At 68.3% G+C, this 14,622-nt stretch carries 12 protein-coding genes; 7 read left to right on the top strand and 5 right to left on the bottom strand.

All coding sequences use genetic code 11. The features are described from left to right. Positions 1-528: 528 nt before the first annotated feature. Together JTN19_RS11475 and JTN19_RS11470 are read right to left on the bottom strand one after the other, a co-directional pair. Positions 529-1,584 carry a DNA cytosine methyltransferase gene (locus tag JTN19_RS11475; protein WP_206932560.1) on the bottom strand — a complete coding sequence of 352 codons (1,056 nt, stop codon included), beginning with the start codon at positions 1,582-1,584 and terminating at the stop codon, positions 529-531. Between the two features lie 69 nt (positions 1,585-1,653). Further along, on the bottom strand, positions 1,654-2,052 hold the full coding sequence (locus JTN19_RS11470; RefSeq protein WP_242531082.1) for a very short patch repair endonuclease: 399 nt from the start codon (positions 2,050-2,052) through the stop codon (positions 1,654-1,656). 146 nt (positions 2,053-2,198) lie between these two features. Here JTN19_RS11470 and JTN19_RS11465 point away from each other — a divergent pair, with 146 nt between their 5' ends. Genes JTN19_RS11465 through JTN19_RS20170 form a run of 3 tightly spaced genes read left to right on the top strand, consistent with a single transcriptional unit; the run spans position 2,199 to position 7,568 of the window. Next, complete coding sequence (locus JTN19_RS11465) at positions 2,199-3,710, top strand: ATP-binding protein (protein ID WP_242531081.1); 1,512 nt, start codon at positions 2,199-2,201, stop codon at positions 3,708-3,710. Beyond that, the gene (locus JTN19_RS11460) at positions 3,707-5,707 is read left to right on the top strand and encodes a Z1 domain-containing protein (protein ID WP_206932556.1); all 2,001 of its coding nucleotides are present in this window, start codon (positions 3,707-3,709) and stop codon (positions 5,705-5,707) included. The genes JTN19_RS11465 and JTN19_RS11460 overlap by 4 nt, the downstream gene beginning before the upstream one ends. Next, positions 5,697-7,568, top strand: coding sequence for a phage tail tube protein (locus JTN19_RS20170; protein ID WP_242531080.1), 1,872 nt, complete (start codon positions 5,697-5,699; stop codon positions 7,566-7,568). The genes JTN19_RS11460 and JTN19_RS20170 overlap by 11 nt, the downstream gene beginning before the upstream one ends. Positions 7,569-7,576: 8 nt before the next feature. Here JTN19_RS20170 and JTN19_RS11440 read toward each other — a convergent pair whose 3' ends face one another. Then, a complete protein-coding gene (locus JTN19_RS11440) occupies positions 7,577-7,900 on the bottom strand; it encodes a type II toxin-antitoxin system RelE/ParE family toxin (protein ID WP_206932555.1) in 324 nt (107 codons plus the stop codon). A 2-nt stretch (positions 7,901-7,902) separates the two neighbouring features. Then, the gene (locus tag JTN19_RS11435; protein ID WP_206932554.1) at positions 7,903-8,175 is read right to left on the bottom strand and encodes a type II toxin-antitoxin system ParD family antitoxin; all 273 of its coding nucleotides are present in this window, start codon (positions 8,173-8,175) and stop codon (positions 7,903-7,905) included. Between the two features lie 76 nt (positions 8,176-8,251). Between JTN19_RS11435 and JTN19_RS11430 the strand changes: the two genes are divergently transcribed. The 4 genes from JTN19_RS11430 (at position 8,252) to JTN19_RS11410 (ending at position 13,374) form a co-directional block, all read left to right on the top strand. Further along, positions 8,252-8,629, top strand: a complete 378-nt coding sequence (locus JTN19_RS11430; protein ID WP_206932553.1) for a hypothetical protein — start codon at positions 8,252-8,254, stop codon at positions 8,627-8,629. A 229-nt stretch (positions 8,630-8,858) separates the two neighbouring features. Then, positions 8,859-10,403 (top strand): coiled-coil domain-containing protein, encoded by a 1,545-nt coding sequence (locus JTN19_RS11425; protein WP_242531079.1) that lies wholly within the window; start codon positions 8,859-8,861, stop codon positions 10,401-10,403. Positions 10,404-10,407: 4 nt separating this feature from the next. Further along, positions 10,408-11,370: a hypothetical protein gene (locus JTN19_RS20165; RefSeq protein ID WP_242531078.1), complete on the top strand. Its 963-nt coding sequence runs from the start codon at positions 10,408-10,410 to the stop codon at positions 11,368-11,370. A gap of 171 nt (positions 11,371-11,541) precedes the next feature. Further along, positions 11,542-13,374 (top strand): pectate lyase family protein, encoded by a 1,833-nt coding sequence (locus tag JTN19_RS11410; protein ID WP_206932551.1) that lies wholly within the window; start codon positions 11,542-11,544, stop codon positions 13,372-13,374. 199 nt (positions 13,375-13,573) lie between these two features. Here the strand turns inward: JTN19_RS11410 and JTN19_RS11405 are convergent. Then, positions 13,574-14,622: Hsp70 family protein (locus tag JTN19_RS11405; protein ID WP_206932549.1), on the bottom strand; the 1,049-nt coding region annotated here is incomplete at its 5' end.

The raw sequence follows: 14,622 nt of genomic DNA, 5'->3' as shown, positions 1-14,622 counted from the left end.
ACTTGCCCCGGTTCGAACCTCACTTGCCCGAAAACCGTACCTCAAGCGCGAATCAATATGTACGTTGGTGCCCGATGCAGAGCATGGGACCGAAGCTGATCGGCCACTATGGCGGCAGCACACCGAGACCTACGGGTTGGTCTCCGCCCGTTTGGCGAGAATCGCCGCTACGCACGCAGCCGCCGCATCCGCGAAGGTCGTCGCCGGGCACGCGAGCGGTCTGACTTCCAGCAGCCGAGGGGCGTTCCCGACCCAGGGGTTGCCCTCCATGATCGCAAGCCAGCCGCTCAAGTTCTGCGAGCGCAAGGCCTGCTCGGCTGCGGAGATTTCCTCTTCGCTAGGGTCGCTGTGCCGACCGAGGGTCACGTACCGTCCGTCAGGTGCGACAACCACCCATCGACGCTCGCGAGATCGTTCACGTTCCGACGTCATGCACGGACCATGGCTCCGTTGCCGCCAACCAGGAAGCGAAATCTTCGCGCTCCCTAAAAGACACAGGCAGATGATCTAGTCCGTCCAAATACTCAGCTAGGCCGGCGGCACGAATCTCGAACTTGGCGCGCGTCGTATTGGCGGAAATCTTGCGACCATACGCTCATTTACTGCGTCGCAAGTCCGTGAGGGCAGAGCAGTGGCTGCAGAACCGGTGAGGGCGCTCACGACGCTCTGCATAACGGGCGGGCAAACGCCGTTCCCGAGCATCTTGATTTTGTCTCGCCGTGAACCTTGATCGAGGACATAGTCATCACTGAAGCCCATCGCTCGCTGCAGTTCATCAACCTGCAGCATTCGCATGCGCGGTTCACCGGCAATCCACTCGACGAGACCGAACCGGTCGAGCGTTGTCAGGGTACGGATTGGTCGGTCCAGCGGCTGCCAGCCGCCTGCCCCATCGCTGCTGTAGTAGACAATCAGGAAGGGCACTTCGCGTCCAAGCGCCTCGATCGCGCGCCTAGCCCGGGCGATAGTTGGCTCTGCTAGGCCGCTATCGAACAACGGCCGAGTCTTATAGGTCCCGGTGGGTGCCAGGATGTCCAAGACAGTTCGGCGGCTCCGTGTATGCTCTTTCGGAGGGGCGGGAGGGCCATCCGTACTGCACATCAGGAAAAGCCGACGGCGGGTCTGCGGAACACCGAAATCCTGTGCGTCGAGTACGTGCTCGGTGACGTGCATATGCTCCTTGAGTGCTGCCAGGAAGTTCGGATACCGCTCCCATGCCCGCATCTGAATAACGTTCTCAATTACCGCCCATCGGGGATTTAATTTTCTGATGAACTTGAGGACGTGAAATGCGGTTGCCCTGCTTCCTTCATCCCTGTCCCGTGCGCCGCGAGCCGGCGTGTGGCTGGTGCACTCGGGGGACGCCAGCACGAGGTCTATGCGGCCGATATCGCCCAGGAGATCCCTGTCGGATCGGCGGTTCAGGCGCGTCTGCACGACCCGCGCATCGGGGAAGTTGCGACGGTACGTCGAAGCCGCCATGTCCCAAGCGTCGACGGCACCCACCATTTCGATACCCGCTGCACGGGCACCCCAGGAGCTCCCACCACCACCGCAAAAGAGATCAATACCGCGAATCGCCATCAAGGACGATTCGTAACAGGCTGAGGGAATCAGCGCGAGCCCGAGCGAAGGTCCGCGAAAGACCGGGTATCAGGGAATGAAGCTCAAGGCCTTCCTTACCCGGGCCAGACAGCCCTCAGGGTCGCGCGAAAGCTGATGCTCCCAGATGCGGACGACCCGCCATCCGGATCGCCTGAGGCGACGGAAATTTCTTGCGTCTCTTTGCCTTGTCGCCTCGATCTTGGCCTCCCAGGCCTCGGACAGCTTGTCGCGCCAAGCCGGGAAACGCCAGCCGTGCCAAAAGTCGCCATCGACGAACACGGCAAGGCGCTGTTCCCGAAATACAAAGTCCGGACGGCCAGGCAGATCGGATGCATGGGCTTCCCACGCGAAGCCGGCTTGGGACAGCAGCGCCGCAAGCTGGCGTTCCGGGCCGGTGCCCTTGCCCCTTATGCGAGCCATGACCCGGCTGCGCGTCTCGACTGACATGGTGTCGCCGCGATGCCTCCGCGGGGCCGCCAGTGGTGTAACCTCGTCAGCACTGCTTACGGGAATGTTACTCTTCCCTCTGTTTCGCATTATTATCGGTGTTCTGACCATGCCGCCCGAATCGAGCCCCCTGCATGCCGTTTGAGATGGCCCCACCTTCGGCGCATGCGCTGGTGGAAGCCATGCGCGGGCTGGGATACACGCTTTGGAGCGCAGTCGCCGATATCATTGACAACAGCATAGCTGCTGGCGCGCGCAGCGTCCGGGTTGACTTCCAGTGGGACGGGCCGGGTAGCTGGATAAGGGTGACCGATGACGGACACGGCATGGGGGAGGCCGAGCTAACCCAGGCCATGCGGGCCGGAGCGAGAAATCCACTGGCGATCCGCGACGCAACCGACCTTGGGCGCTTCGGCCTTGGCCTGAAGACGGCCTCGTTCTCCCAGTGCCGCCGCCTGAGCGTGGGCTCACGCCGCGCCGGCCTACCGGCGGCCTTCCGTGTCTGGGATCTGGACGACATCGCGACACACGACGAGTGGCGCCTTGTGACCGAGCCGATGCCTTCCTCCGTACCCCTCCTGCAGCCCATCCAAGATATGCCGCAGGGCACTATCGTCCTTTGGGAAAAGCTCGACCGCGTCGTCGCCACAGACGCTGAAGCCGGGGACGCTCGTGCCGAGGACGCCTTTCTTGCACAGATCGCTCGCGCCGAGCGCCACCTCGCGATGATCTTCCATCGCTACCTCGAGGCCCCCAGCAATCCGCTGCACGTCCTGATCAACGGAGCGGGACCACAGAACCGGCTTCGCGGCTGGGACCCCTTCATGGAAGCCCATCCGGCCACGTCACGCACGCCAGAGGAACGCCTGCGCTACGGTCAGGTCGAGGTTCGAGTTCAAGGTTTCATACTCCCTCATCGTGACCGACTGGACGAGCGTGCATCCGAGCTTGGTGGCGGACCGGAAGGGTGGGTTTCCCAGCAAGGCTTCTACGTCTACCGAAATCGGCGCCTGCTTGTCCCAGGCGACTGGCTCGGCCTCGGCCATCCCAGAAGATGGGCGAAGGAGGACGCCTATCGCCTCGCCAGGCTCCGGCTGGACATCCCCAACTCAGCGGACGCCGCATGGCAGATCGACGTGCGCAAGTCGACAGCGGCCCCACCCCGCCCATTGCGTGGTCGGCTAACCGACCTTGCCGACCGAGTCCGTGCGGACGCCAGACGGGTGTTCCTGCATCGGGGTAGCTACGGCCCCCGCGCGCCGTCACCGAATCTCCAGCGGGCATGGACCGCTTTCGAGCGCCGCGACGGCATGGCGTACAGAATCGATCGCGCACATCCCGCGGTGGCGCGAGTGTTGGCCGAGCCAGGCAGATCAACCGATGCCGTCGAGGCAATGCTCCGTGTCATCGAGGAGACCGTCCCGGTTCATCGGATCTGGATCGACACAGCCGAGCGTGACGGGTTGGCGCCGACTGGCTTCAGCGCGACGCCGTCGGATGAGGTCAGGTCTGTCGCGGAAGCGCTCTTCAACGACTTCACCACGCGCATGGGATTGAGCGACGACAGCGCACGAGCGCTCCTGATGCGGACAGAACCATTCAACAGCTTCCCGGATCTCGTTGCGTCGTTCGGGACACGTACCGCGGGGAAACCATGAGCGACACTCTAGCGGCCGCCAGAGCCATGGCGCAGACGCTCATCAATGTCAGGCGTGCGGCAGCGCCGATCACCAGGGAAGTCATCGCATCCGTGGTCGACGACGTGCTGCGCCTGCCCGGCATGAGCGCAACCGCTCTTGAGCGGAGCACGCTGATCGCAGACCTCGAGAGTGCCTACACCGTATGGATTGGGCGCGCGACACAGCTGACCGACAACGATGACCATGTCGCGTGGCTCAACGCCGACCGGAAGCGCGACTGGAGATACTGGGCCCGCTACGAGCTTTATCTGCGATCGCGCCTTCCGGATGCAGCCATTCGAGGGCTCGACCAGGAAACCGACAGGATACTGGGCCTAATCGAGGATCCGCTGAGAACCGGAGCATGGGATCGCAGAGGACTCGTTGTTGGGCACGTCCAGTCCGGCAAGACCGCGAACTACACGGGGCTCATCAACAAAGCCGCCGACGCCGGTTACACGGTCATCATCGTGCTCGCGGGGTTGCATAACAATCTCAGAAGCCAAACACAGCAGCGGCTCGACGAGGGCTTCCTAGGGTACGACAGCGGCGCTGTGCGCGGTGCTGCCTCTCGCGCGCCTGAAGAGATCGGCGTCGGGAAGTACGATCCGTCACTCCGTCCGGACACCATTACATATCGAACCGAGAATGGGGATTTCAAAACGGCCCGCGCAGAAGGCTTCAGCATCAACCCCGGCCGCGCCCCGCTCCTTTTTGTCGTCAAGAAGAACGCGACCGTTCTGAGAAACCTGCTCGACTGGGTAAGGTGGGCGGCCAACAGCCACGACCCGGAGACGGGACGTCGCGTCGTAGTGAACGTGCCGCTGCTGATGATCGATGACGAGGCGGACCACGCATCGGTCGACACGAAGGAGATGGCCATCGGGCCTGATGGCAGGCCGGACGAAGACCACGATCCAACGAAGATCAACCGACTGATTCGGCAAATCCTCTTCGCCTTCGACAAGAGCGCCTACATCGGTTACACAGCAACGCCTTTCGCGAACATCTTCATCCACGAGAGCGCCCGCACTGGCGATTGCGGGGATGATCTTTTTCCCCGCAGCTTTATCGTGAACCTGCCTGCCCCGTCGAACTACGCGGGCCCTGTGCGGGTCTTCGGCTTGCCACCGAGTGACGGGCGCGAGGCGCGCCCGCCGTTGCCGCTGACGCGACCGATACCAGCCGACGAGAGCGCAGCGTGGGTGCCGCCGCGGCATCGCAATGGCCACCGCCCACTTTGGCAGGGCTCGGCCGAAGTCCCGCCATCCCTGTCGGAAGCGATCCAGTCCTTCATTCTGACCTGCGCCGTGCGTCGTGCTCGCGGTGAGACACGGGCGCACAACTCAATGCTTGTGCATGTGACCCGCTTCACGAGCGTCCAAGCGGCAGTTCGCGACCAAGTGCAGGCCGAGCTTGATCGCATTTCGACGCGCCTCCGTCTTGGCGAGCGAAGTGGCGGGGCGTCAGTTCTGGACGGTCTCAGGCGGCTGTTCGAGAATGAATTTTGCCCAACGACCACGACTATTCGTGACGAGATGCAAGACGCGACTTTGCGCGATATGGCTTGGTCCGAGATAGAGCCGCTCCTCTCGGCAGTAGCCGCCGACATCCGAATCATGGAGATAAACGGGACTGCGCGGGATGTCCTCGAATATACGGCTCATCGGGACACGGGCCTGAATGTGATTGCGATTGGTGGTGACAAGCTGGCGCGCGGCCTGACGTTGGAGGGACTGTCAGTCAGCTACTTCCTCCGCGCTTCCCGAATGTATGACACGTTGATGCAGATGGGGCGCTGGTTCGGATACCGGCCCGGCTATCTCGACCTCTGCCGCCTCTACACGACCGACGACCTGATTGACTGGTTCGAGCACATCACCCAGGCCAACGAAGAATTGCGGGCCGAGTTCGATCACATGGCTGCCGTTGGAGGGACGCCAGCCCGAACGGAGGCGCTGGCCGATGCTGCGTGACCTCACGGTCGCCCCCATCCCGGTCGCGGCACTGGTTCCCTACGCGGAGAACGCGCGTACGCACTCCGACGACCAGGTGGCCCAGATCGCCGCCTCGATTGCCGAGTTCGGCTTCGTGAACCCGGTGCTGGTGGACGTCGCCGGCGTGCTGGTCGCGGGCCACGGCCGCGTCATGGCCGCCAAGCGTCTCGGCATGGCGACGGTGCCGGCGATCCGGCTCGCGCACCTGACCGAGGCGCAGGCGCGGGCGCTCCGTCTCGCCGACAACCAGATCGCCCTGAACTCCGGCTGGGACGAGGCCCTGCTCGCCGCCGAGATTGCCCGCATTCGCGACGAAGCTGTCGTGGATCTGGATGTCCTCGGCTTCTCCGGCATGGAGCTCGACCGGCTGCTGGCCGCGGCGGATGCCGGCCTCGGCGAGGATGCCGACGATGCACCCGAGCCGCCGGCCGTTCCGGTCACCCGCGCCGGCGACCTCTGGCGCTGCGGCGAGCACCGTCTGCTCTGTGGCGACGCCACCCAGCTGGCCGACGTGCAGCTCGCCCTCGGCGCCGATTGCCTCGCCGACATGGCCTTCACGGACCCGCCCTACAACGTCGCCTACCAGGGCGGCACGGTGGCCCGAATGACCATCGCCAATGACGCGCTGGGCTCCGGCTTCCTCGACTTCCTCCGCCCGGCGCTGGCGAACCTGCTCTCTGTGACGAAGGGCGCCTGCTACGTCTGCATGTCCTCCTCCGAATGGCCGACGCTGCATCGCGCCTGGCAGGAGGCCGGCGGGAAGTGGTCCAGTACGATCATCTGGGCCAAGAACACCTTCGCGCTCGCGGTCGCCGACGGCACCGTCACCATCTCCACCGGCACGACCCTCGACGACGAGATCGTGCTGACCAGCCGCACCGCCTTCACCATCCCGCTGCGCGTCATGGTGGCGGTGAACCTCAGCCAGCGCATCGCCGGGCAGTCGGTCTGGCTCGAGCTGGTCTCGGTCGATCCGACCTCCGCGCAGCCGGACGGCCGCAGCGCCGCCGCCTGGCGGCTCGACGGAACCAGCCCAACGCTGGCCAATTACGAGGTGCAGAGCGAGGGCGCGCCGCGGTTGGCGAGTTCCTCGGGCTCGCCGATTCCGACCACGGCGCCTGCGGGCTGGTCGGTGCTGGAAATCGAGCCGACCAACGACGAGTGCTGGTTCCACGGCCGGCAGCTCGACACCACCGCGGCGCGCTCGAACTCCTACGTCCGCCACCAGCAGATCCCCGAGCCGAATGCGCTCTACCGGTTCCGGATCCGGGTGCGGAACCGGCAGTTCATCAACGGCATCTCGGCGGTGGCCAACAATGGCTCCGGCCTGGTGCGGATCACCCGCGCCGCGCACGGCTTCGCGACGAACGACGTGGTCACGGTCGCCGACGTCTCCGGCGTGCCGGGGGCGAACGGCACCTTCACGATCACGGTGATCGACGCCAACAGCTTTGACCTCGTCGGCTCGACCTTCTCCGGCGCCTATTCGAACAGCGTCGAGGCGGTGCGCACCATCCGCGCCGATCGCAAGATCGAGGGCGCGGATCCCGGCATCGCGCGCGCCACCGGCCAGATCAGCGCGCGCTTCGCGGACACCACGCTGCTCACGCAGGCGCAGAACGGCACGGCGGCGGATTTCGCCTTCGCGTTCACCATCGACGCCAACCGCAGCCTGACCTTCACGCTGCACGAGGTCTACCTGGCGCTCGCGAAGACCCCGATCGAGGGGCCCGCCGGCGTTGAGGCCAGCTTCGAGTTCCGTGCGGCCTTCAACGCGACGGCCACGCGCATGATGACGGCGGTGCTGAAGAACCAGCAGGCGGGGACGGAGTATGCGTGAGCCTTCGCTCAGCTGCGCCGGCCGAGGACCTCCGGCAGATCCATGACACCATGCACGATGCGCAGGATTACGGGCCGCTCCTGCGGCCGCGCCTCATACACAATGACGTAGCGGAACCGCGGCAGGGCGACGAAGCGCACCGGCAGCGGAGCGAGGTCCTCCCGCACCGCGCCGCTCTCCGGGTGGCGGCCGATGCGTTCTGCCGCGCCGAGCACCGCATCCCGCAGGGCGCGCGCGGCGGCGGGTTGTTCCTGCGCGATCCAGCGGACCGCCTCGGTGAGCTCCCGCTGCGCCCGCGGCGTGAGCCGCGCGCGAGGCGCCGATCTCTCCAAGGTCAGTGGCCGCTGCGCGCAGCGAGCTTCGCCTCCGCCTCGGTGATGATGGCATCAAGCTCCACCGCCACCTCGTCGATTTCGACGTAGCCCTTCTCCTCGCTCTCCCGCCGCGCGTCGTCGAGCGAGCGCAGGAAGGCCTCGCGCTGCTCCTCGCGCGTCTTGAGCAGCTTGAGCGCCGCGTCAATCACCTCCTGCGGACCGTTGTACCGGCCGGTCGCCATCGCCGACTGGGCGATAGCCTCCTGCTCCTCGGTCAGCCGAACGACCGTCATCGCAATCTCCTCAGCCCAAGCTGTCCCAGCGAACGCTCGGGCGCGGACCCATGTTTCCCTCGGAGGCCACCTTAGCATGCTCGCCCTGGACCTTCCCACCGAGCCGTATTGGCTCGACCTCCCGCGCGACGTCCGCGTCGAGATCCGGCCGGTGACCACCGCCGTCATGGCCGCCGCCCAGGCCGCCGCCGCGCGCCGCCTGGCCGCGATCCGTATTGCGGACCCGGACCTCGACCCCGACATGGCCCGTGGCCTCTCCTTCGCCTTCCTCGTCAAGGCGCTCGCGCGGCACGCCGTCACCGCCTGGGAGGGCGTCGGCGATGCCGCCGGCAAGCCGCTGCCGCTCACGCCCGAGGCGGTCGAGCGCCTGATGGACCTCGATGACATCGCCGCCGCCTTCTGGGACCGCGCCATTGCCCCCGTCGCCGCAGTGGCCGCCGAGGGAAACGGCTGAGGGCCCGCGCCGCCTGGCACTTCGGCCGCGGGCCCGAGTACTGCCGAGGCTGCGCTGGCTTGGGCCGCGACTGCGCCGACATGTGCCCCTACGCCGCGCAGGCGCCCACCAGCCTTGAGGGCCACGCCTGCTGGGCGGCCGGCACCGCCTGCGCCGAAGTCACGATGGCGGGCCTGACGCTCGACACCGCCGGCGCACTCGCCGCGGCGCGCGAGCTCGGTGCCGCAGGATGGACAGCAAGCTCACCGCCGAGCGGGTGTTCCCCGCGCTGCTGCGCGCGACCGAGCGGCTCGGCGCCGAGCTCGACCGCGCGCCGCTCTCGCTCGGCCGCGCCTTTGGGCAGCTTACGGCGGCGACCGAGAATTTTCTGGGCCAGCTCGACCGCGCCATCGGCCTGTCCAACGCGCTGGCCCGCGCCCTCTCCGCCGCCGCCCGCGCGGTGGACAGCGTCCGCCAGGGTGCCGGGCTGCGCACCGAGGAGGAGCGCCTCGCCGGCCTGCGCCGCCAGGCCGAGGCGCTGTCGGCGCAGATCGGCCGGCTGGAGAGCGAGGGCGACGGCCGCGACAGCCTGCGCGCCCCGATCCGCCGCGGCAGCATCCGCCCCGGCCTGGTCGGCGCGGCCGAGCAGCAGGCCGGCGTCGACAGCCGGGCGCGTCTGGAGGAGCTGCGCCGCGACTACTTCGCCACGCTGGCCGAGATCGACACCGCCGAGCGGGAGTCGCTGAGCCGCCGCCTGGAGGAGCAGGAGCGCGCCGGCCAGGCCGCCGCCGACGCCCGCCGCCGCCGCGCGACGCAGGACGTCCAGGAGCTCACCCGCGACCTCGACGACCGCTTCCGGATCAACCGGGAGTACGAGGAGCGCGTCCGCCGGCTGCGCGAGGCCGAGGCGGCGGGCGCGGTCACCGCCGCCGAGCGCACCCGCCTCGAAACCCTCGCGCTGCAGGAGCGCGACGAGGCGCTGCGCCGGCTGGAGCCGCGTATCGCCGCGGTGCGCCGCGCCAGCACCGAGGGCGCGCGGGAGGCGCGCGACGCCGAGCGGCAGCTGAACGATCTGCTGCGCGAGCGCGAGCGCCTCATCCAGGACAACGAGACCGCCTATGAGCGCTACCAGCGCCGGCTGGAGCGGCTCGGCGACCTCGTGCAGCGGGCCGAGCGCGCTGGCCGGCCGATCCCGGACGAGACGATCGGGCGGGAGGCGCAGCGCGCGCTGGAGGACCTCGAGGAGGCCGAGCGCCGGCTGCAGCGCAGCACCGAGGGGACGCGCGAGGCGGCACGCGAGTTGGGCTTCGCGTTCTCCTCCGCCTTCGAGGACGCGGTGGTCAAGGGCGAGAAGCTCTCGAAGGTGCTGCAGGGCCTGCTGCAGGACATCACCCGCATCATCGCCCGGCGCACCATCACGGAGCCGCTGGGCAATGCCGTCTCGGCGGGTCTCACCAGCCTCGGCGCCGGCAGCTGGTTCGACGGCATCGGCTCCTGGCTCGGCGGGCTCTTTCGGGCTGAGGGCGGGCCAGTCGCGGCGGGCCAGCCCTACATCGTCGGCGAGCGTGGGCCGGAGTGGTTCGTGCCGGACCGCGGCGGCACCGTGCTGCCGAACGGCATGGCGCCCGGCGGCCCGGTGATCCAGCAGACCATCAACATCGACGCCCGCGGCGCGGACGCTGGTGTCGAGGCGCGGCTGCGGCTGCTCGCCGGGCAGATCGCGCGCCAGGCCTCGGCCATGACGCTGGATGCCATCCGCCGCGGCGGCAGCGCCTACGAGACGGTGCGGGGATAGAGCCATGGTCGAATACGCCTGGCCCGAGGCGCTGCGGCCCTCGCGGCTGACCTTCTACCTGCAGCACAACACCACGCGCTTCGTGTCGCCGGTCACCCGTGCCACGCAGGTGCTGCGGCGCGAGGGGGCACGCTGGGTCGCGCAGGCGACCTTCGACCCGCTCGACCGCGTGCGCGCCGGCCTCCTCGAAGGGCTGCTCGCCGCGCTCGCCGGCTCGGTGAACACGGTCCGCGTCTGGGACTGGCGACGGGAGTTCCGCACCCCCGTGCCGCAGGAGGTGGTGGACATCGCGCTCGCCGAGCGGAGCTTCCGGCTGCGCCCGGCCCGGCTCTGGGGTGCTCTGCTCGACGTCGAGGGCGCCTTCGTCGCGGACCCGTTCCCGCTCTGGGCGGGGCTGATGGACACGATGGAGGTGACCGACGGCGCCGAGCCGCGGGTCGCGCTCACCTGCGAGAGCCGGCTCGTCGACCTCGAGCGCGCCGAGGTGCGCCGCTACACCGACGCCGACCAGCAGGCCGAATACCTGGCCGGCTACGAGCTCGAGTTCCGCCCCGCCTCCGTCGCCACCTGGCAGGGCTACGGCGGCGCCTTGGGCGCGACCGCGGCCTCGATCCCCACCGCCGAGCCAACCGGCTTCCGGGCGCGCGCCGTGGCGCGCAGCGGGGCGGTGTCGGGCTGGCGGGAGGCGGCCATCCCCGGCGCCGTCACCGCGCCCGCGGCCCTCGGCATCACCGGCGGCGTGCGGCTGTCGGGAGGCTTCCCCGCGGACGCCGCTCGGCTGCAGCTGTTCGAGGCCAGCAGCGCCAGCCTCGCCGCCGCCGTGAAGCTCGCGGCAGAGCCGACCGCGCTGCCCTGGGACCGCACCGGCCTGACCGCCGGCCAGACCCGCTGGTACTGGCTCCGCGCCGTCTCCGCGGAGGGCAACGTCTCGGCCCTCGCCGGGCCTGTCACCGCCACCGCGCTCTGAGCGCGGTTGGGGAGGGACCGGCGATGCAGCGGCGATGGATTTCTCGTGCTGGCCAGGAAGGCGGCGCCGCCGATGCTGGTTGCATCGGCAAGCCGGCTGACGCCGCCAGCGCGGGAAAGACGCGCCGCGGCGCGCCGTAGCCCTCCCCAACCACGCTCACTGGAGGCAGCCATGGCCGCCCGCATCGACGACCTGATGGTCCTCGGCCAGAACATCTCGAAGACGGACCTGGCGAAGTATCTCCGCGACCGCGAGGCGGTGCTGCCGCGCGACTTCGGCGGCCTCGGCGATGGCGCCGCCAACGACCGCGCCGCCATCCAGGCCTGCTTCGATCGCGCCGCCGCGGACGGCAAGTTCGCCGTCGTCCCGCCCGGCACCTGGAACGTCGACGCCGGCGTCATCCTCGGCGGCGGCGCCCGCGGGCTGATCATGCAGGGGGTGATCCAGTACACCGGTGCGGCCAACGCCCCGGCGGCGGTGCTGACGCTGGGCGACGGCGGCACCACCCGCAACGGCGAGAAGCTCTACCTCAACCTGCAGGTCACGCGGCAGATCCAGTCGGACTGGGCGAGCGAGGCCGACATCGGCATCCTCGCGCGCAACCTCGACTCCTCGCTGCTCGACCTCCGCCTGGTCTCGGGCTTCACGATCGGGCTGCGCACGCTGGGCGACGGCCGCGGCTTCGAGGACACCACGCTGATCCTCGGCCGGATCCTGAACAACCGCTACGGGCTCGACGCGCACTGCGCCACCGCCACGGCCTGGAACACCTCGATTCGCTACTATGGCGGCCATTTCGCCTGCGCGACCGGAATCAACCCGACCCTCGACCGCTTCGGGGTGCGCTTCTCGCGCCAGGCCGGGGCCTACAACAACCACAACCGCCACATCTTCGACGGGCCGAATTTCGAGCTCCGTCAGCTCGACCCGAACGTCGCCATCCCCTTCCTGAACGAGACGGGCGGCACCGCGATCATCGCGCGGGGGATGCGCATGGAGGCGTGCTCGCCGATCGCGGCGCGGCACACCGGCGCGGCCACCGACTGCGAGTACGAGGTGGCCTGGGCGCAGACCTACGGCATCGGCATCGACTATACGGCGACCGCCACTCGCGCCGGCAACGCCGTCTACAACCGGCACCGCGCGCCGGCGTCGCGGGTGACGCGGCTGCTGGCCAACATCCCGAACCTGCGCGCCGCGGCCTTTCGCCACAGCAACACCGAGATCGGCGTGGAGGGGGCCTGCATCATCGCGACCTCCACGACGACCGAGACCACCATGGCGGCGCTGTCCTGGAATGGGCTGGACGGCATCGCGGCGACCGGGCGGGGGCTGCTGCTGAACGCCAACCGCGGTGTCGCCTTCGTGGTGCAGACGACGCACGCCAAGGAGTTCGCGCTGGCCCATTGGCTGGTCGGCGGCGCCGATGGCGGGCGGCTCTGCGTGCGCTGCTTCGATGGCGGTGGCACGGTGCGGGAGAACCAGCCGCAGGATGTGCTGGCGTCGGGCACCACCCTGCAGTGGGACACCGCCTCGAAGAGCTGGCAGGCGGGTGCGGTGATGCAGGACAGCTCGCTGAACCGGCGACAGACGGTGCGGCTCGGCTCGGGCGTAGCCTTCGCGCAGATCGGGATCATCGGCTTCGATGGGCAGATCGAGCTCGAGGCGCTGCGGCTCTACGGCCTGCCGGAGGACGCGCCCGCGGTGCTCTACGGCTGCCCGTCGCTGCCGGCCGGGACGCGGACGCTGGCGCTGGAGACCAGCTGGGACCTCCCGAGCCTCGGGCCCGGCGCGACGGCGAATGTCGACGTCACCGTGCCGGGTGCGCGACGGGGCGACTTCGCGGACGCGTCGCTCGACACCAGCAGCATCGCCTTCGTGCTGGACTGCCATGTGTGGAGCAACAACAGCGTGCGCGTGACGGTCAGGAACGTCAGTGCCTCGACGGTGGACCTTGCCGTGGCGCCGCTGGCGGTGCAGGTGGTGAAGCGCCGCATGCCATAGTTCGTGACACCGCTTCGGCCCAGGTCGGGGATCGCTACCGCGCCGGGTAGATGAAGCTCAAAGCGCCGCGGCTCGAAAACGTGCTGGGCGAGCACCGACATTCTCTGCGGTTGCCTGACTGCCCTCTTCCGCCAGGCGTCGCACTCAAAGCTGGCGAGCGATCCTCAGCGCGAGCGGCACAAGGCCAGGCTCTGCGACCCTACGGCCACTCGGCTCGCTGAGTAGCAGCGCGCGGCCTGCGCGGTTTGGGGGAGCAAATGCTCGGGCGGCAGGTTGGGAGCAGCCCCTCCTCCTCTATCTGGAAGAGGCTGCGCCCGCAGAGTGAGCACGGCGTATAGTAAAGGTACTCTTCGCGTTGCCGTGGCGTCGCTTCGGGTCGGTCCGGACTGAACATGCCCGGCCAGAGCTTGAAGGCGAGGTCCCCGGCAACGGCATGCCGCGCGTCGAAACCCTCTGCTGGTAGCACATTTGGCCGCATCGCGACTGAACGCCGCGGCCCAGTAACGCGCGCGCTTCCTGCGGGCACGCTGTTGGCACTCGTCTCGCCGCGCCCCTTCCCATCCGCCGATCGTCCAGCGTCCGCCGGGATGGCAAGCCCGAAATCAAGGCGGTGGAACTCGGTGGTCGCCTCCGCCCCGCGACCGAGAGACGCGACATGGACGTGCGCCACGTAGTCGTGGTCGATGCTCACCTTGCAATGAAGGCGCTCGATAAGCGGATTGGTCCTCGGGTTCACCGGCACGTTGACGACGCAGAGCGTCTCGCGTTCCGCGTCGGGGCCCACCAAGCCCACTGCCTTTGGCTTGACGAATTCAAACGCCGCGAAGCCGTCGCGCGGATCGGCGCAGACGAACTGGCAATTGGCCGCGGCGACCACTTGATTCTCGACTGGCAGCTCAAGACCCTTCGGAACCAGTACCCGGCAGTGGCCTGATCCGGAGCCGTCCGCGACACGGACCTCGATCGGCTTGGCCAATGTCAGTCGGAGGTTGTCATGTGCAATCCATGCCGCCCCCTCCGAGATGATACGGTCGCCATTCGGCAGCCGCGGAACACGCCCTCCGAAGCGCTCGACTAGTCCCTTCCGGATGGCGGGCATGTTCACCATTCCGCCAGTCGGAAGGCACAGGTGGACGTCAGCATGGTCCAAGCGAGCCTCGTCCAGAATGCGATCAATGAGACCGAGCCCGCGTCGCACGAGGGATTCGCTCTCCCGCTCGAGGTCACTCCTGGTAATCTCGACGACTA

The sequence above is a fragment of the Roseococcus thiosulfatophilus genome (genome assembly GCF_017311575.1).
Classification (GTDB): domain Bacteria; phylum Pseudomonadota; class Alphaproteobacteria; order Acetobacterales; family Acetobacteraceae; genus Roseococcus; species Roseococcus thiosulfatophilus.
The sequence above is the reverse complement of the archived record's forward strand: the minus strand, read 5'-3'. Positions and strand labels throughout refer to the sequence as shown.

Bases quoted from the DNA above. Each gene is read 5' to 3' on its own strand.
- JTN19_RS11475 (WP_206932560.1), bottom strand. From the start codon at position 1,584: ATGGCGATTCGCGGTATTGATCTCTTTTGCGGTGGTGGTGGGAGCTCC.
- JTN19_RS11470 (WP_242531082.1), bottom strand. From the start codon at position 2,052: ATGTCAGTCGAGACGCGCAGCCGGGTCATGGCTCGCATAAGGGGCAAG.
- JTN19_RS11465 (WP_242531081.1), top strand. From the start codon at position 2,199: ATGGCCCCACCTTCGGCGCATGCGCTGGTGGAAGCCATGCGCGGGCTG.
- JTN19_RS11460 (WP_206932556.1), top strand. From the start codon at position 3,707: ATGAGCGACACTCTAGCGGCCGCCAGAGCCATGGCGCAGACGCTCATC.
- JTN19_RS20170 (WP_242531080.1), top strand. From the start codon at position 5,697: ATGCTGCGTGACCTCACGGTCGCCCCCATCCCGGTCGCGGCACTGGTT.
- JTN19_RS11435 (WP_206932554.1), bottom strand. From the start codon at position 8,175: ATGACGGTCGTTCGGCTGACCGAGGAGCAGGAGGCTATCGCCCAGTCG.
- JTN19_RS11430 (WP_206932553.1), top strand. From the start codon at position 8,252: ATGCTCGCCCTGGACCTTCCCACCGAGCCGTATTGGCTCGACCTCCCG.
- JTN19_RS11425 (WP_242531079.1), top strand. From the start codon at position 8,859: ATGGACAGCAAGCTCACCGCCGAGCGGGTGTTCCCCGCGCTGCTGCGC.
- JTN19_RS20165 (WP_242531078.1), top strand. From the start codon at position 10,408: ATGGTCGAATACGCCTGGCCCGAGGCGCTGCGGCCCTCGCGGCTGACC.
- JTN19_RS11410 (WP_206932551.1), top strand. From the start codon at position 11,542: ATGGCCGCCCGCATCGACGACCTGATGGTCCTCGGCCAGAACATCTCG.